The organism is Spirillospora sp. NPDC048823, assembly GCF_043198445.1.
Classification (GTDB): Bacteria; Actinomycetota; Actinomycetes; order Streptosporangiales; family Streptosporangiaceae; genus Spirillospora.
Genome location: NZ_JBICUT010000018.1, coordinates 33,334 through 50,111 on the forward strand (window position 1 = coordinate 33,334; position 16,778 = coordinate 50,111).

A 16,778-nucleotide genomic window follows, 5' to 3' on the forward strand; every position below is an offset into this window, starting at 1 on the left:
AAAGGGCGAATCGATGAAGACCTACGGTGCGGCTTCCCCCGCCCCTCCGCGAAGGCGTCGATGGCGGTCCCGGCTCGCCGCCGCGGTGGCGTCGACCCTCGCGATCAGCATGCTCGTCGCGGTGAACCCGGCGCCGGCCGAGGCGGCGACGGTGGACACCGACGCCTGGTACGTCCTGGTCAACCGCAACAGCGGCAAGGCGCTCGACGTGTCCGGCTCGTCCACCGGTGACGGCGCGCGGATCAACCAATGGACGCGCCACGACGGGACCAACCAGCAGTGGCAGTTCGTCGACTCCGGCGGCGGCTTCTACCGGTTGAAGGCCCGGCATTCCGGCAAGGTGCTGGACGTGGCCGGTGCCTCGACGGCCGACGGCGCCGCGATCCAGCAGTGGGCCGACCACGGCGGAACCAACCAGCAGTTCCGGCCGGCCGACTCCGACGCGGGCCACGTCCGCCTGATCAGCCGCAGCAGCGGCAAGGCGGTGGAGGTCCAAGGCGCCTCCACCGCCGACGGCGGCAACGTCGTCCAGTACACCGACTGGGGAGGCGCCAACCAGCAGTGGACCATGGTCGAGCTGTCGTCCGATGGCGGCGGCGATGACGGCGGCGGCGACGGCGGCGGCTGTGGCAGCGCCCCGACGCTCACCAGCGGTACGCACACGATCCAGAGCGGCGGTCAGAACCGCAGCTTCATCCTCAGAGTTCCCTCCAACTACGACAACAGCCACCCCTACCGGCTGATCTTCGCGTTCCACTGGCGGGGCGGAACCGCCGGCGACGTCGCCTCAGGTGGAACGAGCGGGAGCGCCTGGTCCTACTACGGCCAGCAGGAACAGTCGAACGAAAGCGCGATCCTCGTCGCCCCCCAGGGCCTCGGCAACGGCTGGGCCAATTCGGGCGGTGAGGACGTCACCTTCGTCGACGACATGATCCGGCGAATCGAGAGCGGCCTCTGCGTCGACTCGACCCAGCGCTTCGCCACGGGTTTCAGCTGGGGCGGCGGTATGAGCTACGCACTCGCCTGCGCCCGCGCGAACGAATTCAGGGCCGTCGCGGTCATCTCGGGCGCCCAGATCAGCGGGTGCAGCGGCGGCGCCCAGCCCATCGCCTACTTCGGAATCCACGGCATCAGCGACTCCGTCCTCAACATTTCGCAAGGACGGTCCCTGCGCGACAAGTTCGTCGCCAACAACGGCTGCACCGCCCAGAGCCCGCGCGAGCCCGCCCAGGGCAGCCGGACGCACATCACCACTGCCTACTCGGGCTGCCGCGCCGGGTACCCGGTCCAGTGGGCCGCGTTCGACGGCGGCCACATTCCCGGTCCGGTCGACGGCTCCACCAACGAGAGCGGCATCGCCACCTGGACCAAGGGAGAGATCTGGAGGTTCTTCGCACAGTTCCAATGACACGCCCGCATGAATGACATGCCCGCATAACGGCGTGGAGCCGGGAACGCCCCGGCTCCACGCCGTCATCCATCTCGATGCCGGGCCGCCGTCGGGTGCGTCAGGCCCCCCGCGCCGATGGCGAATTCGTCCAGGCGGGCTTGCCTGGCGGAGGTTACGGGGGCGGTGCCGCGGGCCGGCGGCCGAACAGGATCGCGCCCGGCTTCGGCCCGTCCGGATTCAGCAGGTGCTGCGCCTCCACGGTGAAGCCCGCCTCGCGGAGCCAGCCGGCCACGCGGGACGGCCGCCGATGGTGCACGTACGTCTGTACGGGCTGGTCGGCGTCACCGGTCGTCTCGATCTTCGACTCGTCGCCGACGTGGAATCCCACGGCCAGCACCCCGCCCGGCCGCAGCACCCGGCGGAACTGCCCGAGCACGCCCGGCACCGCCTCGTCCGGAATGTAGATCAGCGACCACCATGCGAGCACACCGGCCAGGGAGTCGTCGGCGAGCTTCAGGTCGGTCATCGAACCGACTTCGAACCGCGCGCCGGGGTGCTCGCGGCGGGCGATCTCGATCATCGCGGGTGACAGGTCGATGCCGGACGCGTCCGCGCCCAGCTCCCGCAGCAGGGCGGTGGTGTGCCCCGGCCCGCAGCCGACGTCGGCGACGGGCCCGCCGCCGATCGCCCGGACCAGGTCGGCGAACAGCACCACCCCCGCGCGGACGTGGAGCAGCCTGTCGAGCAGGTCGCGGGTTTCCTCGGCGTAGCCGGCCGCGATGGCGTCGTAGGAGTCGCGGGTATCGCTCAACCAGGTCATCAAAGGACCGTAGCCCCTTCGAACCGGGCGTCAACAGGTGTGCGCGCTGCGCGGACGCCTGCTGAAGCCGGCGCAACTGCGGGAGATGCTGGACGGCCGCCTCACGGGACGCCGATCAGGGTCCCTGTACGGCCTGGGGCTGCAGTGGCTCCCGGCCGAATGGCGGGCGCCCGAGGGGCGGCGATCGCGGCCCGGGAGGCACTCCGCCCGGAGACCCGGGGCCCGGCATAACGAGCGAGCCCGACCCCATGAGCGCACCGAACCCCGCACCGTCCGATGGCACCCGTCCGGTGGCACCCGTCCGGCGGTCGCCCGATTCGTCTTCTTCCCGCTGTTCCGCGTCGATAGGTTCTGATCATGGGTTGGGACAGTGACGGGGTACTGGCGGGCCGGTACCGCAGGCTCGGCCGGATCGGCCAGGGCGGGATGGGGTCGGTGTGGCGAGCGCATGACACCGACCTGGACCGTGCGGTCGCCGTCAAGGAGCTTCTGGTGCCCGAGCAGGTCACCGACGAGGAGCGGCGTGACTGGTACGCGCGGATGGAGCGTGAGGCCCGTGCCGCCGCGCGGCTGCGGCATCCCGGCATCGTCACCGTCCATGACCGGGTGATGGGCGAGGACGGCCGTCCCTGGATCGTGATGGAACTGGTCGATGGCAGGTCCCTCGGGGAGGTGCTGGCCGAGCAGGGGGCGCTGCCGCCGCGTCAGGTCGCGGTGATCGGGCTGGCGCTGCTGGACGCGTTGTCGACCGCGCACGCGCAGGGCGTGGTCCACCGGGACGTCAAGCCCGCCAACGTGCTGCTGGAAGGTGACCGGGTGTTGCTGACCGACTTCGGCATCGCCGCGCTGGAGGGCGATGCCACCATTACCCGTTCGGGCATGGTGCTGGGTACTCCCGCGTTCATGTCCCCCGAACAGGTGGAGGGCAAGCCGGTCACCCCGGCCTCGGACCTGTGGTCCCTGGCCGCCACCCTGTACGCGGCGGTCGAGGGCCGCCGCCCGTTCGACGGACCCGGCCACGGCGCCGTCTTCGTCGCGATCGCCACCCGGCAGCCGCCCGCCCCCCGCTGCGGCGGCCCACTCGCGCAAGCCCTCAACGGCCTGCTCCGCAAGGACCCCGGCGAACGGCTCCACCCCGCCCAAGTCCGCGACCTGTTCAACGCCGCCCTCGCCCCCACCACCGGCCCGAACCCCACCACCGTCACCGGTACCGGCGGGACCGCGACCGGCGCCGGACCGCGCATCCCTCACCGGCCGCTCCGCACCGCGCTCCTTCGCGCGTCCCCCGGCGACGTCCCACTTCGGCGCGGCCAGATCCTCCTCGTCAGAGCCGCCCTCGTGTGCACCGCGCTCTCCATGCTGGCCTACCTGTTCGGGCCGTGGCCCGGACCCGGCAGTACGCGCACCCTGACGTTCTATTCGCCGGAGACGCTGATCATCCTGCCGCTGCCCTGGATCGCGGCGGTCATCCTCATATGCGTCATGTGGTTCCAGCCGCGCCGGCCGACGGTCGTCCTCGGCCTCGTCTTCGCGATCCTCAGCGGCCTTCATCTGGAAGCCCTCGTCGTTTACAGGTACCAGTACAACGGGACCGCCGAGGCCATCGACCCCAACGACGCGTTCGAGCTCTCCTGGATGCTGGGCACGCTCGCGTTGATGCTCGCCTTCACCGCGGTGAACCCGTCGCTCGCCGGACGGGTGACGGCCCCGCCCGCCCGCTACGCCCTGATCATCGTGGCCGTGCTCGTCCAAGGCACGGTGGCCCTGTTCTGGCCTGAAGCCGTCTACGAACTGGCGGGATCGGGCCTGGACGTCTTCGACAGTTCCTTCTCGGACGACTCCCTCTTCTACTCATTCATCGTCGTCGGCGTCGTCTGGATCGGCGTCCAGCCGTTCATCTGGTCACGCAGGTCCTAGACCGGTCTTCAACGCCTGGTGCGGGCGGTGGTCAGTTCGCCGGTGGGGTGAACTGGCTCGCGGTGAAGGCGGCGCCCTGCGGGTCGCGGACGACCGCGGTGCGGGTCCAGTCGGTGTCCTCGGTGGCGACCACCGTGCCGCCCAGACGCTCCACAGCGGCGGCGGTGTCGTCGCGGTCGGCCACGGTGAAGGTCACATGCCAGCCAGACCGTTCGCCGGCGGCCGCCGGTATCAGCCAGCCGATCGCATCGGCGAAGCCGGGTGGGGCATGCCCCGATGCCTGGCGTTCGTGGATGCCCGGATCCACGGTCGCGGCGAGGTGGTCGCCATATCCCGGCCGCCGGATCATCGCGCCGAACCCGGCGTCGGAGACGTCCCAGCCGAACACCGCGGTGTAGAAGTCGGCCGCCCCGGGTTCGGCTGCGTGGAGGTCGCTGAAGTTCCAGGTGCCGGGCGCGTTGGTCAGCTGGGCACCCGGGCGGGTTCCGGCCTCCCGCAGCCGGAACGGCACGCCGCCGGGGTCCTCGCACAGTGCCACTCGTCCGCCGTCGCCGGCCGTTGCCGGAGGAAGGACGACGCGTCCACCCGCCGCGGTCACCCGGGCCGCTGCCCGGTCCGCGTCGTCGACCGCCACGTAGGTGTTCCAATTTCCGCTGCCGGGCCCGGCGACATCGGCACTCTCGGCGAGCCCGGCGACATCCTGGCCATTGAGCTGCGCGACGAGGTACTCCGGACCCTCGCCCCCGGCCTCCAGGAATGTCCACCCGAAGAGTCCGCCGTAGAACTCACCGGCGGCCGTGAGGTCGCGGTGCTCGACATCGATCCACGAGGTGACTCCCTCGGGGTAGGTCCGTTGCGTGTTCCGTCGCATCTCCATGGCGGCGACCCTAGGGTGCATTCAGGTCAGAGCCCGTCCGCATTGCCCCGGTCGTGTCTGCTGGACGGCGGGATGCAGCGCGCTGACGCGTGAAGCCGACCTGGACCACGAGCCCCGAAAGGAGATCATCATGAACGACACCGACCAGCGGGGCCCCCGACCCGGGCGAGGGACGATCCTGCGGCTGGACAACGTCGCCATCGTCGTCGACGACCTCGCAGCCGCCATGGCGTTCTTCGCGGAACTCGGACTGGAGTTGGAGGGCGAGGCGACGGTCGAGGGCAGCGCTGTGGATCGCCTCGTCGGGCTTGAGGGGGTCCGATCGGACATCGCGATGATGCGCACCCCGGACGGCCACGGACGGCTCGAGCTGACCAAGTACCACGCGCCGCCGAGCCGAGAGGGTGACCGGCGCGCTCCGGCGAACACGCTGGGCGCGCATCGCGTCATGTTCGCCGTCGACGACATCGACGACATCCTCGACCGCCTGCGGCCACACGGAGCCGAACTCCTCGGCGAGCTGGTGCAGTACGAGAACAGCTACCGGCTCTGCTACCTCCGCGGACCCGCGGGCATCATCGTCGCGCTGGCCGAGCAGAGCGGGTGACCGGTCGGGGAACGAGCCGGCGCCAGGGCGGGGCCGGCTCCAGGTCAAGGTGGCCCCTGGCCCGCCCACCCTAGGTCTTCTGCGGCTGCGGTCCGGTGGCGCGGTGGTAGCGTCCGGCGAGTTCGCGCACGAGGTCCACGAGTTCCGCGGGTTCCGTCACGGTGAAGTCGGCGCCGAGCAGGCCGAGGTGGACGGCGAGCGCCTCGATGGTGTCGGCGCCGGTGTCCAGCAGGCATCGTGTGTTGTCGACCGGGGTGATCGCGCCGATGGCGGCGTTGATCCGCTCGGCGAGCTGTTCCGCCGGTGCGTGCACGACGACCTGGGCCCTGTACCGCCAGGCCGCCGACGACACGCCCCGTCGTACGTGGTCGACGGCTTCCTCGGGGAGTTCCCGGGGCGTGAACCGGGGGCCGGCCGGGGTGCGCGGGTGGAGCCGGTCCACCCGGAACGTCCGCCAGTCGGCCCGGTCGAGGTCGAACGCGACCAGGTACCAGCGCCGTCCCCAGTTGACGAGCCGGTACGGTTCCGCCTCGCGCCGGCTCGCGGTGTCGTCGTGGCTCCGGTAGTCGAACCGCAGGCGCTCGTGGTCGCGGCAGGCGGCGGCGAGGGCGCTCAGCGTGTCCGCGTCCACCCGGGGGCCGAGGTCGTCCCGGGGCACCGCGACGGCGTAGCGCTGGAGGGCGTTGACGCGGCGCCGGAGCCGGGCGGGGAGGACCTGTTCCAGTTTGGCCAGTGCGCGCAGCGAGGTCTCCTCGACGCCGGTGATCGTGCCCCCGGCGGCGGTGCGCAGCCCGATCGCCACCGCGACCGCCTCCTCGTCGTCGAGGAGCAGCGGCGGCAGCGCCGCCCCGGCCCCGAGCCGGTAGCCGCCTGCCGCGCCGCGGGTGCCGTTCACCGGATAGCCGAGGTTCCGCAGGCGTTCCACGTCGTTGCGGACGGTCCGGGTGCTGACCGTCAGCCGCTCGGCCAGTTCGGCGCCGGTCCATTCGCGGGGTGTCTGCAGGAGCGAGAGCAGGCGCAGCAGCCGCGCCGATGTTTCCAGCATTCTTCGGAGTCTGCCCGTCCAATAGGAACGATCCGTGCCTAATTGGTTCCTACGGTAGGGGGCATGACGAACGACAGCACGATCACCCCGTTCCGGATCGACATCCCGCAGGCCGACCTCGACGACCTCCAGCAGCGGCTGGCCCGGACCCGGTGGGCGGAGGAACTACCCGCCGGCGAGCCGGCCGCGCCGGGCCCGGTGCCGCCCGGCTGGGAGTACGGCGTCCCGGTGGGCTATGTCAGGCAGCTCGTCGAGCGGTGGTGTACCGGGTACGACTGGCGCGCCTGGGAGGCGAAGCTGAACGCCTACCCGCAGTTCACCACCGAGATCGACGGCCAGAACATCCACTTCCTGCACGTGCGGTCGCCGGAACCGGACGCGACGCCGCTGATCCTGACCCACGGCTGGCCGACCTCGGTGGCCGAATGGCTGGACGTGATCGGCCCGCTCACCGACCCGCGGGCCCACGGCGGGGACCCGGCGGACGCGTTCCACCTGGTCATTCCGTCCGTGCCGGGCTTCGGCCTGTCCGGGCCGACCCGGGAGCGCGGCTGGGACCGGTACCGGGTCGCGCGGGCCTGGGCCGAGCTGATGCGCCGCCTCGGATACGACCGGTACGGCGCGGCCGGCAACGACGGCGGATCGCTGATCTCACCCGAGGTGGGACGGGCCGACCCCGAGCACGTCTGCGGTGTGCACGTGACGCAGGTCTTCTCGTTCCCGACGGGCGACCCCGCCGAACTGGCCGACCTCAGCGAGGAGGAGCGCGGCAAGCTCGCGTTCGCCGAGTGGTTCGTCCAGAACCGGGGCGCCTACGACAAGCTCCAGTCCACCGAGCCGCAGAACCTGGCGCACGCCCTGGCCGACTCCCCGGCCGGCCTGCTCGGCTGGCACGCGCAGCTGCTCGGCGCCACGCTCGACCCGGATTACGTGCTCACCAACGTGATGCTCTACTGGCTGACCAACACCGCCGCCTCGGCCGCCCGGTTCTACTACGAGGACGCGGCGGCGGCCCCCGCACGGCAGAAGTCGAACGGCCGCGGAACCACCGTGCCCGAGCCGACCACCGTGCCCCTCGGACTGGCCAATTTCGCCTGGGACTACCAGTCGATCCGGACGTTCGCCGACCGCGACCACAAGAACATCGTCTCCTGGAACGTCTACGACCGGGGCGGCCACTTCGCCGCGCACGACGCCCCCGACCTGCTCGTCGACGACATCCGGCAGTTCTTCGGCAAGGTCCGCTGACCCTTCCCCCGCCCGCGGCCCCCCTGGCCCGTCTTCGCCGGCAGGCCGGGGCCGCGGGTCGTACCGCCGGCCGGGCGCCCGCCGGACGACCGGTGCGCAGGTCACGTCGCGTTTGGGTGCCCGTGCTCGGGTAGCTCAACGGCATGACTCAGACCATGTCCCCGCAGCTGAGAGCATCCGAGCGCTACGACGGCTTCGACAAGATGCCGATCGCGGGCACGTGGCGGGCGGGGAGCAGCGGCGGGTCCAAGGCCGACCTGGACCCGTGGAGCGGCGACACCCTCGTGGAGATCCCGCTGGCCGACGCCGAAGACGTGGACGAGGCCTTCCGCATGGCCCATGAGGCGCAGCCCGCCTGGGCGGCGCAGGCGCCGGCGGAACGGGCCGAGGTCATGCGCACGGCCGCCGCGATCTTCGAGGCGCGCAAGGACGAGATCGTCGGCTGGATCGTCCGCGAGTCCGGCGGGACCGTCGCGAAGGGCGAGCTGGAGTGGGGCCTCGTGCGGTCCGTCCTGTACGAGGCCGCGTCGATGTCGTCCCACGTCGAGGGGCGGATCATGCCGTCGGACGTCCCCGGCAAGGAGAGCCGCGTCTACCGGCGGCCGGTCGGCGTGGTCGCCGTCATCAGCCCGTGGAACTTCCCGCTGCAGCTGTCGGCCCGCTCGGTCGCGCCGGCGCTCGCCGTGGGCAACGCCGTCGTCCTCAAACCGGCGGGCGACACGCCCGTCACGGGCGGGCTGCTCCTGGCGAAGATCTTCGAGGACGCGGGCCTGCCGCCGGGCGTCCTCAACGTGCTGATCGGCCGGGGCCGCGACATCGGCGACGCGGTCGTCGAGCATCCCCTCGCGCGGATGGTGTCGTTCACGGGATCGACGCCGGTCGGGGAGGGGATCATCAAGAAGGCCGGGGTGAAGAAGGTCGCGCTCGAACTGGGCGGCAACGGCCCGCTGGTGATCCTGGACGACGCCGACCTGGACCGCGCCGTCGACGCCGCGGTCTTCGGCTCGTTCTTCCACGCGGGCCAGATCTGCATGATCGCCAACCGTGTGATCGTGGACGCGTCCGTGCACGACGCCTTCGTCGGCCGGTTCGTCGAACGGGTCCAGGCGCTCACGGTGGGCGACCCGTCCGACGAGGGGACGCACATCGGGCCCGTCATCAACCAGAGCCAGCTCGACGGGATCCGCGACAAGCTCACCCGCGCCCGCGAGGAGGGCGCCGAGCAGGTGCTCGGCGGCGACCCGGGCGGCCCGTCCGGCCTGGTGCTGCCGCCGCACGTCCTGCTCGCCGGGAACGACGCGGCCACGGCCCGCGAAGAGGTCTTCGGCCCGGTCATCACCATCATCCGCGCGGACGGCGAGGACGACGCGCTCCGCATCGCCAACGACACCGGGTACGGCCTGTCCAGCGCGGTGTTCACGGAGGACGTCGAACGCGGAGTGCGCTTCGCCCTGCGCGTCGACGCCGGCATGACGCACGTCAACGACTCACCGGTGAACGACGACTCCAACACGGCGTTCGGCGGCGAGAAGGCGTCCGGCATCGGCCGCTTCGGCGGCCGTTGGGCCATCGAGGAGTTCACCACCGACCACTGGGTCAGCGTCCAGCACGCCGGCCGTTCGTTCCCTCTCTGACCACAGGCCCTCTCCGACCACAGGGAAGGCCGCGTCCGGAAACGTGAGAACGGCGGAGGTTGTCGGGGGCGGATGGTTGGGTCTGGTCATGGACCATGAGGAACTGTTCAAGGCCGCGTCCCACCTCACGGGCGCGGATCGTCCCGCCGGCCTGGTGTGCGACGAGCCGGGGCACCCGGGTGGGCACACGTGCCTGCCGGTGTCCGCCGGTGTGGACGCGGACGACCTGGTCAAGGCGTTCACCGGGCGGTTCTCGGCCCCCCGCACCCGCTCCCACGGGCTCCCGCCGCTTCCTGTCGCGGAGCAGAACGAGTGGACGCACGCCTGGACATGGGCCTCCCGTGCGATCGCGCTCGGCCGGGGCGCGAACGGCCGTCCCGTCCTCGCGGTCACGGAGCGGAACATGCCCGGCCCGGACGAGTTGCCTGCGGACATGCCCTGGGTGGACCGCCTGGCCGCGATCACTGGGGGGCCGTCGTCACCGCCGCCCCCGCCGGACTGGGCGGCGGTCGAGTCCCGGCTGGGCACGCCGCTGCCGAGCGACTACAGACGGCTCGTCGAGGTCTTCGGCTGCGACGGCCGGTTCGACGTGTTCTTCCGCGTCTGCGACCCCGATGAGCTGATCGACAGATGGCAGGACTATGCCGGCGACGACCCGGCGGCGGGAGGACTTCCGGGTTTCCCCCTGCCGGGCGGGCTGATCCCCTGGTCGGACAACGAACACCACGAGACGTTCTTCTGGATCACCGATGGCCCCGACCCCGACCGCTGGCCCGTCTACGCCGTGAACGAGACCGATGAGGGGACCCGGTTCGAGTGCACGGCCACAGAGTTCCTGTTCCGCCAGATGACCGACCCGGAGTGCCCCTTCTACAGCGCGGCGGAGTACTTCACCGGCCACTGGTTCATGCAGTTCATCCGCCCGGCCTCCTGACACGAAGGCAGAGGTCGCGCAGGTGGCGCGTCCCGCGGCCTAGGCGCATCTGCGGTGGACCGCGGACGGCAACGCCCGTCCGCGTCGCCGTCCGGGGTCAGGCGAGGCTCATGAAGAGTTTTTCCAGCTGGGCACGGTCGAGTTGGGCCTGTTCGGAGTCGGTGCCCTCCCGGACGCATTTCTCCAGACCGGTCGCGATGATCTTGAATCCGGCGCGGTCCAGTGCCCGTGAGACCGCGGCGAGCTGAGCGATCACTTCCTTGCAGTCCCGCTCGTTCTCGATCATCTGGATGACACCGCCGAGCTGGCCCTGTGCGCGCCGCAGACGCACGAGGGCGTCAGCCAGCGTGTCCGCTTCGAGTTTCACGTCACCCTCCTCATACCCGCCAGGGTATCCGGTGTGCGTCGCGATCGAACGGGCCGCCGGGCGCCGTCGCCGCCGGTGCCGCCGCGGCCAGTGGTGACTCAGGAGTGAGTGGTGACTCAGGAGTGAGTGGTGACTCAGGAGTGAGTGGTGACTCAGGAGTGAAGGGAGTCCAGCGCCTTGGTGAGCCTGCCGGCCGCGTCGCCGGCGACCGGTTCGAGGTCGGGGTTCTTGCTCACCGTGACCATGACCTCGGGGTCCATCGCCTCGACGATGGTGTCGTCGCCGTCGGCCCGGACGACGACGTTGCAGGGCAGCAGAAGGCCGATCTGCCGGTCGGCCTCCAGGGCGCGGTGCGCGAGCGGCGGGTTGCAGGCGCCGAGGATGAGGTAGTCCTCCATCGTCTCGCCGAGCTTCTCGTGCAGCGTGGCGCGCACGTCGATCTCGGTGAGAACGCCGAACCCCTGCTCCTTCAGTGCCGCCCTGACCTCCTCAACGGTGTCGGCGAAGGGCCGGTGCAGCCGGACGGTCATGCCGTAGCTCATTGGTCTCTCCCTCGGGTGTCATGGATCCTCGGTGAACTCCATCCATGATACCCCTACCCGTATAACCGAACCGGCTGCGAGCCTGGAATTAGAGACGGCGGAGGCGTGTTGTCATACCCGTAGGGGTATCCATCCAAGAGCTGGAGGCGACGATGGCCACGACCGAACTGACGCGCGAGAACTTCGAAGAGGTCCTCGACGGCGGCGAGATGATCCTGATCGACTTCTGGGCGAGCTGGTGCGGGCCCTGCCGCTTCTTCGGACCCGTGTACGAGCGGGTCTCCGAACGGCACGACGACATCGTGTTCGGCAAGGTCGACACCGAGGCCCAGCAGGAGCTGGCCGGCGCGTTCCAGATCAGCTCCATCCCCACCCTGATGATCATCCGGGACAAGGTGGTCCTGTACGCCCAGCCCGGGGCGCTGCGCGAGCCCGAACTCGAGAAGCTGATCGAAGAGGCCCGGTCGGTCGACCTGGACGACGTGCGCCGGCGTGCCGGTGAGCACCGGCACGCCTCCTGAGGAGGGCAGCGCGAATGGAGTTGGAGAAGGAGTCCCTGGCCGACGTCGTCGTACGCCTCCGGCGTGCGCAGGGGCAGATCGGCGGGATCGTCAAGATGATCGAGGAGGGGCGTGACTGCGCCGACCTGATCAACCAGCTCGCGGCCGTGTCCCGTGCACTCGACCGAGCGGGATTCAAGATCATCGCTACGGGGCTGGAACAGTGCGTCACGGGCGAGAACATTGGGACCGAGCAGGCCGAGATCGACCGGGCCCAGCTGGAAAGGCTGTTCCTCACCCTCGCCTGACGTCACCCTCGCCTGACGTCGCCGAGCGGAGTTCCGTAGCCGCGGTGCTGGAGCGCTGACCACACGGCTTCCGGGCTCGTCCCGGCCGCCGCGACATATCGGTCGGGGCGGACCAGTGCCACGCGTTCGCCTTCGTCCGGCCAAGGCTGTCCGGCGGCGAGGGTCGTTTCCGTCAGGGAGAGCACGGGCAGTCCCCTCCACCTGGAGTCACCGGGGTCGGGGACCGGCTCGTCCGGGCGCACCCAGGCCACCCAGGTGTGGCCGAGGCCGCTCAGCCGCGGGTAGATCCGGCCGCCGGAGCGCAGTTCCGGGTTGGGCATCCTGCGGCCCGCGGACGCGCCCGCGGCAGGGCGCCCGCCACGGTAGGCGGTCTCCAGCATCCCGACCTGGCGCCCGAGCCTGGCCTGGACGGAGGGGCGGCTGATGACGCGCGGTGCGAGGGTGGTGCGCAGTCTCTGCGCGACTCGGAGGTTCCAGGTCATCACGCCGGTCGCCCTGGCGGTGCCCTTGACCATCCGCTGGGCGATGGATCGCCGTTCGGCCTCGTAGCTGCCGAGCAGCCGCTCCGCCGCCTCCGCGTCGAGGCGGTCGGCCGCCGCGAGTTTCCACAGCAGGTTGTGGGCCTCCTGGACGCCGGTGTTGAGGCCCTGCCCGCCCACCGGGCTGTGCACGTGGGCGGCGTCTCCGGCGAGGAAGACCCGTCCCCGGCGGTAGCGGTCGGCCAGGCCGTGGCTGAGGTCGAACCGCGAAACCCAGGTGAGGTCGTGGCCGCCGAACTCGATGCCCGTCCGGTCCCGGATCAGCCGGTCCAGGAAGGCGGTGTCGACGGCGGGCGGGGCATCCGGGACGGCCCCGGGCATGTGCGCGATGATCCGGCGGCGTCCCGGTTCGGGCATCGGGACGATGAGCAGGAGCCCCGCCCGGTCCAGGTGGACGTGCCCCTCGTCGTGGGCGAGCGGCGCCGTGGTCCTGACGTCCGCGAGGACGAAGGAGGCTCCGGCGTCCGACCGCTTCAGCCTGAGCCCCGCACGTTCGCGCACGGTGCTGCGTCCGCCGTCGCAGCCGATCAGCCAGCGGGCGCGGACCGTTTCGATCCGTCCGGTCGGATGCGCCAGGCTCGCCTCGACGTGGTCGCCGTGGTCGTGGAGGTTCTCCAGGGAGACCAGCCATTCCACCGCGGTCCCGGCCGCGCGGAGACGTGTTTCGATGATCTGTTCGGTGACGTACTGGGGGATCGACAGCCAGAAGGGGTAGGAAGTGTCTCCCCATGGCAGCCGGCGCATGTCGATCCGTACAGGCTCGCTCCGACTGGCGTGGACGTTGAGCGCGGCGAACGGGAGGCCTTCGGCCAGCACGGCCCCGTCCAGTCCCATGGCCTCGAAGACCTCCATGGTCCGTGCGTGGACGACCAGTGCCTTGGAGATGGCCTCGCGTTCCGGCTTGCGGTCGATGATCCGCACGGTGAGCCCGTGGCGGAGCGCCTCGTGCGCGGCGGTCAACCCGGTGGGGCCGCCACCGACGACCAGGACATCGACGTCGGCCGACGGGGGCGGGCTTGCCGGGAGTACATCGCGAGAGGACGGGGGAAACGGTGACATGGCGTCTCCTGGGTGCATGGGCCACGGACGCCCCAGCATACGGAAAATGAGACACTAAAGTATCGTTTCGATTCGCGACATGGGTGTTCTCGGTTGAAGGCAGCCCGAAGACGCACGTGTCCGGACAAACGGAGGCGAGGGCGTGGCCGGTGCGGGCACCGCCGGTCGTGATCGTGGGGACGCGCGCCTCAGCGCGCAGCCGCGACACCCTCGGTGAGCGTGCTGAACACCAGATCGGCGACGGCCGTATCGGGTGTCGCGGGCGAGGTCGCCACCGCCGCGGCGAGGGTCGCCGCCATCACCGTCAGCACCCAGGTGGCCGGAACATCCGTCCGGATGGAGCCGGCCCGCTGTCCGCGGTCGATGACGTCCAGTACGGGGCCGAGCAGTTCGCCCCGCTCACGCACGAAATCCGGCTCCAGGACGCCCCCCTCGGCCAGCAGCGCCCGGAAACGCAGGCCGAGGGGGACGAGGGCGTCGACGGCCCGGCGGAGGGCGTCCAGCGCCGGGCCCTCGTCCAGCCGGGCGTCGGCGATGGCCAGGCGCGCACGCTCGAGAAGTTCCGCGCGCATCGCCTCGATCAACTGCCCGCGGCTGCTGAAGTGCCGGTACACCGTGGCGCGGGTGAGCCGTGCCGCCCGCGCCACCTCCACCATCGACGCGCCCGGGTTCTGCGCCAGTGCCTCGGCGGCGGCCTCCAGCAGTGCCCGCCGGTTGCGTCGTACGTCGCTGCGCTCGCGCGGGACATGCGGTTGTGCCGGCACGCCTCCTTACTAGCAGAGGCGATCGACGCCGTCCTAATCGGCCGTTGCGCGCCAGGCCCGTGCCGTCACCGCAGCGTCGCCGGCTCCCGGTCACCGATGTCCTCGCCCCGCCGTGCGGAGGCCCTGCGCGGCAGCCACCAGGCGGATCGGCCCAGCACGGTGAGCACCGCCGGGACGAGCACCAGCATCGCCAGTACCGCGTACAGGGCGATGGCGGTGGCCAGCCCGAAGCCGAACAGGTTGACCACCCGCTGGTCGTTGAGGACGAAGCCGGTGAAGACGGCGACCATCACCGAGGCCGCCGCCAGGATCACTTTCGAGGTCGACGCCACCCCGGTGACGATCGCGCGCCGCGCGTCTCCGGTGCGCCGGAACTCCTCGTGGATCCGGCTGAGCAGGAACACCGCGTAGTCGGTGGAGAGCCCGAACAGCACCGCGAACAGCATCACCGGGGCGAACGACTCCACCGGGCCGGGCTGCGCGCCGATCAGCCCGGCCGGCCACCAGCCCCACTGGAACACCGCGACGACCGGCCCGTAGGCCGCGCCCACGGCGAGCAGGTTCATCAGCACCGCCACGACGGGCACCGCCAGCGACCTGAACTCCACCAGCAGCAACAGGAAGGCCAGGCCGACGACCAGGAGCATGAACCAGCCCATCCTGGCACCGAGCCGGTCGGCCAGGTCGATGCTCGTGGCGGTCGCACCGCCGACGTGGGCTTCGGCGCCGGGCGCGGCGTCCGGCAGCACGTCCGCCCGCAGCGTGTGCACCAGCTGCTCGGTGGCCTCGGCGTCGGGCGACCCGGTGGGCACGACGGTCAGCACCGCGGTGCGGCCCTGCGGATCCGGCCGCGGAGGCAGCACCTGCCCGACCCCGTCCGTCCGGGCGACGGTCTCGCGCAGAGCGGCCGCTTCGCGCGGTGCCCGGCCGTCCTGCCCGTAGTCCACGGTGACCAGCAGGGGACCCGTCCAGCCGGGCCCGAACGCCTCGTCGACCATCTCGTAGGCCTGCCGCTGGGTCGTGCCGGGCGGCTGCGAGCCGCCGTCGGCGGTGCCGAGCCGCAGCGATCCCAGCGGCAGCGCCAGCAGCCCGAACGCGCCGACCGCGAGCACGATCGCCGCCCAGCGGTACCGGACCACGGTGCGGATCCAGCCGCCCCCGGATTCGTTCGCGGCCCTGCGCCGGCCGATGCGCAGCCGGTCCAGGTTCCGTCCGAACACCGCCAGCAGCGCCGGCAGCAGCGTCACCGAGGCCAGCAGCGTGGCCGCCACGGTCACCGCGCTCGCCAGCCCCAGGGCGGACACGAACGGGACACCGATCACGTACAGGCTGAGGATGGCCACGATCACCGTCGTGCCCGCGACCAGCACGGACCGTCCCGCCGTCGCCATCGCCGCGGCGATCGCATCGGGCGGGGCCAGGCCGCGCGACATCTCCTCACGGTGCCGCGTCACCACCAGCAGCGCGTAGTCGATCCCCACCCCGAGACCGATCATCGCGGCCACGACGGGCCCGGACGTCCCGATCGTCATCGAACCGGACAGCAGCGTGATGACCGACAGCCCGACGCCGACGCCCGCCACCGCGGTGAGGATCGGCACCAGCATCGCCGCCAGCGACCCGAAGGCGATCAGCAGCACCACCACCGCGGCGATCAGGCCGTAGATCTCCTGGCCGGACGGCCCGGACTCGGCCTGCACCGCCGCGCCCCCGAAGGCGACCTCGACGCCGGGACCGCGCACCGGATCGAACGCCTCCTGCGCCCGCCGGACCGCCTCCTCGGGAATGTCCTTGGCCCGGCCGGTGAACTGGACCGTCGCGATGGCCGTGCGGCCGTCATCGGACACCATGTGCCGGGCCTGCCCGAACGGGGACTGCGCCGCCGCCACGTCCGGCTGCCGCCGGGCCTCCGCGACGGCGGCCTCGACCTTCCGCTGCACCTCCGGCGAGATCGCTCCCGGTTCGCTGCGGACGACGACCTGCATGCCGTCCCCGGACAGATCGGGGAACCGTGCGCGCAGCGTGTCATAGGCGGCCTGTGAATCGGCCCCCGAGAGCGTGAGGTCATTGGTGAACGAGCCCCCGGACGCGCGGCCGGCCGCCGCCACGCCGAGGACCAGCAGAATCCACGCGGCCAGCACCCACCAGCGGTGCCGGGCCGAGAAACGACCGAGAGCCGAGAGCACGGCGTCACCTCCAGAGAAACATGTGTGTCTACATACGTTAT

At 71.3% G+C, this 16,778-nt stretch carries 16 protein-coding genes; 8 read left to right on the forward strand and 8 right to left on the reverse strand.

The genetic code is table 11. From position 1 onward, the window contains the following. Nucleotides 1-13: 13 nt before the first annotated feature. The gene (locus ACGFK0_RS31620) at nucleotides 14-1,408 is read left to right on the forward strand and encodes an RICIN domain-containing protein (protein ID WP_392911521.1); all 1,395 of its coding nucleotides are present in this window, start codon (nucleotides 14-16) and stop codon (nucleotides 1,406-1,408) included. A 154-nt stretch (nucleotides 1,409-1,562) separates the two neighbouring features. Here ACGFK0_RS31620 and ACGFK0_RS31625 read toward each other — a convergent pair whose 3' ends face one another. Next, on the reverse strand, nucleotides 1,563-2,210 hold the full coding sequence (locus tag ACGFK0_RS31625) for a class I SAM-dependent DNA methyltransferase (RefSeq protein ID WP_392911523.1): 648 nt from the start codon (nucleotides 2,208-2,210) through the stop codon (nucleotides 1,563-1,565). Nucleotides 2,211-2,567: 357 nt separating this feature from the next. Between ACGFK0_RS31625 and ACGFK0_RS31630 the strand changes: the two genes are divergently transcribed. Further along, on the forward strand, nucleotides 2,568-4,127 hold the full coding sequence (locus tag ACGFK0_RS31630; RefSeq protein WP_392911525.1) for a serine/threonine-protein kinase: 1,560 nt from the start codon (nucleotides 2,568-2,570) through the stop codon (nucleotides 4,125-4,127). A 31-nt stretch (nucleotides 4,128-4,158) separates the two neighbouring features. Here ACGFK0_RS31630 and ACGFK0_RS31635 read toward each other — a convergent pair whose 3' ends face one another. Continuing rightward, nucleotides 4,159-5,004: a VOC family protein gene (locus ACGFK0_RS31635; RefSeq protein WP_392911527.1), complete on the reverse strand. Its 846-nt coding sequence runs from the start codon at nucleotides 5,002-5,004 to the stop codon at nucleotides 4,159-4,161. A 184-nt stretch (nucleotides 5,005-5,188) separates the two neighbouring features. Between ACGFK0_RS31635 and ACGFK0_RS31640 the strand changes: the two genes are divergently transcribed. Continuing rightward, nucleotides 5,189-5,611 carry a VOC family protein gene (locus ACGFK0_RS31640; protein WP_392911814.1) on the forward strand — a complete coding sequence of 141 codons (423 nt, stop codon included), beginning with the start codon at nucleotides 5,189-5,191 and terminating at the stop codon, nucleotides 5,609-5,611. Between the two features lie 70 nt (nucleotides 5,612-5,681). On the opposite strand, the gene ACGFK0_RS31645 is transcribed toward ACGFK0_RS31640, so the two are convergent. After that, the gene (locus ACGFK0_RS31645) at nucleotides 5,682-6,656 is read right to left on the reverse strand and encodes a helix-turn-helix transcriptional regulator (RefSeq protein ID WP_392911529.1); all 975 of its coding nucleotides are present in this window, start codon (nucleotides 6,654-6,656) and stop codon (nucleotides 5,682-5,684) included. 63 nt (nucleotides 6,657-6,719) lie between these two features. Here ACGFK0_RS31645 and ACGFK0_RS31650 point away from each other — a divergent pair, with 63 nt between their 5' ends. From ACGFK0_RS31650 to ACGFK0_RS31660, 3 genes are all read left to right on the forward strand, one after another. Beyond that, nucleotides 6,720-7,904, forward strand: coding sequence for an epoxide hydrolase family protein (locus ACGFK0_RS31650; protein WP_392911531.1), 1,185 nt, complete (start codon nucleotides 6,720-6,722; stop codon nucleotides 7,902-7,904). 143 nt (nucleotides 7,905-8,047) lie between these two features. Further along, nucleotides 8,048-9,538, forward strand: a complete 1,491-nt coding sequence (locus tag ACGFK0_RS31655) for an aldehyde dehydrogenase family protein (RefSeq protein WP_392911533.1) — start codon at nucleotides 8,048-8,050, stop codon at nucleotides 9,536-9,538. Between the two features lie 88 nt (nucleotides 9,539-9,626). Continuing rightward, nucleotides 9,627-10,472, forward strand: coding sequence for an SMI1/KNR4 family protein (locus ACGFK0_RS31660; protein WP_392911535.1), 846 nt, complete (start codon nucleotides 9,627-9,629; stop codon nucleotides 10,470-10,472). Nucleotides 10,473-10,569: 97 nt separating this feature from the next. Here ACGFK0_RS31660 and ACGFK0_RS31665 read toward each other — a convergent pair whose 3' ends face one another. Then, on the reverse strand, nucleotides 10,570-10,839 hold the full coding sequence (locus tag ACGFK0_RS31665) for a metal-sensitive transcriptional regulator (RefSeq protein WP_392911537.1): 270 nt from the start codon (nucleotides 10,837-10,839) through the stop codon (nucleotides 10,570-10,572). Nucleotides 10,840-10,991: 152 nt separating this feature from the next. After that, nucleotides 10,992-11,381, reverse strand: a complete 390-nt coding sequence (locus tag ACGFK0_RS31670; protein ID WP_392911539.1) for a DUF302 domain-containing protein — start codon at nucleotides 11,379-11,381, stop codon at nucleotides 10,992-10,994. A 152-nt stretch (nucleotides 11,382-11,533) separates the two neighbouring features. On the opposite strand from ACGFK0_RS31670, the gene trxA reads away from it, so the two are divergent. Continuing rightward, the gene (gene trxA / locus ACGFK0_RS31675) at nucleotides 11,534-11,902 is read left to right on the forward strand and encodes a thioredoxin (protein ID WP_392911541.1); all 369 of its coding nucleotides are present in this window, start codon (nucleotides 11,534-11,536) and stop codon (nucleotides 11,900-11,902) included. Nucleotides 11,903-11,916: 14 nt separating this feature from the next. Then, nucleotides 11,917-12,189 (forward strand): metal-sensitive transcriptional regulator, encoded by a 273-nt coding sequence (locus tag ACGFK0_RS31680; RefSeq protein WP_392911543.1) that lies wholly within the window; start codon nucleotides 11,917-11,919, stop codon nucleotides 12,187-12,189. A 2-nt stretch (nucleotides 12,190-12,191) separates the two neighbouring features. On the opposite strand, the gene ACGFK0_RS31685 is transcribed toward ACGFK0_RS31680, so the two are convergent. The 3 genes from ACGFK0_RS31685 to ACGFK0_RS31695 all read right to left on the reverse strand — a co-directional run bounded on the left by ACGFK0_RS31685 (nucleotide 12,192) and on the right by ACGFK0_RS31695 (nucleotide 16,737). Further along, nucleotides 12,192-13,787: an FAD-dependent monooxygenase gene (locus ACGFK0_RS31685; RefSeq protein WP_392911545.1), complete on the reverse strand. Its 1,596-nt coding sequence runs from the start codon at nucleotides 13,785-13,787 to the stop codon at nucleotides 12,192-12,194. A 188-nt stretch (nucleotides 13,788-13,975) separates the two neighbouring features. Next, the gene (locus ACGFK0_RS31690; protein WP_392911547.1) at nucleotides 13,976-14,551 is read right to left on the reverse strand and encodes a TetR/AcrR family transcriptional regulator; all 576 of its coding nucleotides are present in this window, start codon (nucleotides 14,549-14,551) and stop codon (nucleotides 13,976-13,978) included. A 65-nt stretch (nucleotides 14,552-14,616) separates the two neighbouring features. Continuing rightward, nucleotides 14,617-16,737: an MMPL family transporter gene (locus tag ACGFK0_RS31695; protein ID WP_392911549.1), complete on the reverse strand. Its 2,121-nt coding sequence runs from the start codon at nucleotides 16,735-16,737 to the stop codon at nucleotides 14,617-14,619. Nucleotides 16,738-16,778: the final 41 nt, after the last annotated feature.

Coding starts and splice junctions, on each gene's coding strand:
- ACGFK0_RS31620 (WP_392911521.1), top strand. CDS start 14: ATGAAGACCTACGGTGCGGCTTCCCCCGCCCCTCCGCGAAGGCGTCGA.
- ACGFK0_RS31625 (WP_392911523.1), bottom strand. CDS start 2,210: ATGACCTGGTTGAGCGATACCCGCGACTCCTACGACGCCATCGCGGCC.
- ACGFK0_RS31630 (WP_392911525.1), top strand. CDS start 2,568: ATGGGTTGGGACAGTGACGGGGTACTGGCGGGCCGGTACCGCAGGCTC.
- ACGFK0_RS31635 (WP_392911527.1), bottom strand. CDS start 5,004: ATGGAGATGCGACGGAACACGCAACGGACCTACCCCGAGGGAGTCACC.
- ACGFK0_RS31645 (WP_392911529.1), bottom strand. CDS start 6,656: ATGCTGGAAACATCGGCGCGGCTGCTGCGCCTGCTCTCGCTCCTGCAG.
- ACGFK0_RS31650 (WP_392911531.1), top strand. CDS start 6,720: ATGACGAACGACAGCACGATCACCCCGTTCCGGATCGACATCCCGCAG.
- ACGFK0_RS31655 (WP_392911533.1), top strand. CDS start 8,048: ATGACTCAGACCATGTCCCCGCAGCTGAGAGCATCCGAGCGCTACGAC.
- ACGFK0_RS31660 (WP_392911535.1), top strand. CDS start 9,627: ATGGACCATGAGGAACTGTTCAAGGCCGCGTCCCACCTCACGGGCGCG.
- ACGFK0_RS31670 (WP_392911539.1), bottom strand. CDS start 11,381: ATGAGCTACGGCATGACCGTCCGGCTGCACCGGCCCTTCGCCGACACC.
- trxA (WP_392911541.1), top strand. CDS start 11,534: ATGGCCACGACCGAACTGACGCGCGAGAACTTCGAAGAGGTCCTCGAC.
- ACGFK0_RS31680 (WP_392911543.1), top strand. CDS start 11,917: ATGGAGTTGGAGAAGGAGTCCCTGGCCGACGTCGTCGTACGCCTCCGG.
- ACGFK0_RS31685 (WP_392911545.1), bottom strand. CDS start 13,787: ATGTCACCGTTTCCCCCGTCCTCTCGCGATGTACTCCCGGCAAGCCCG.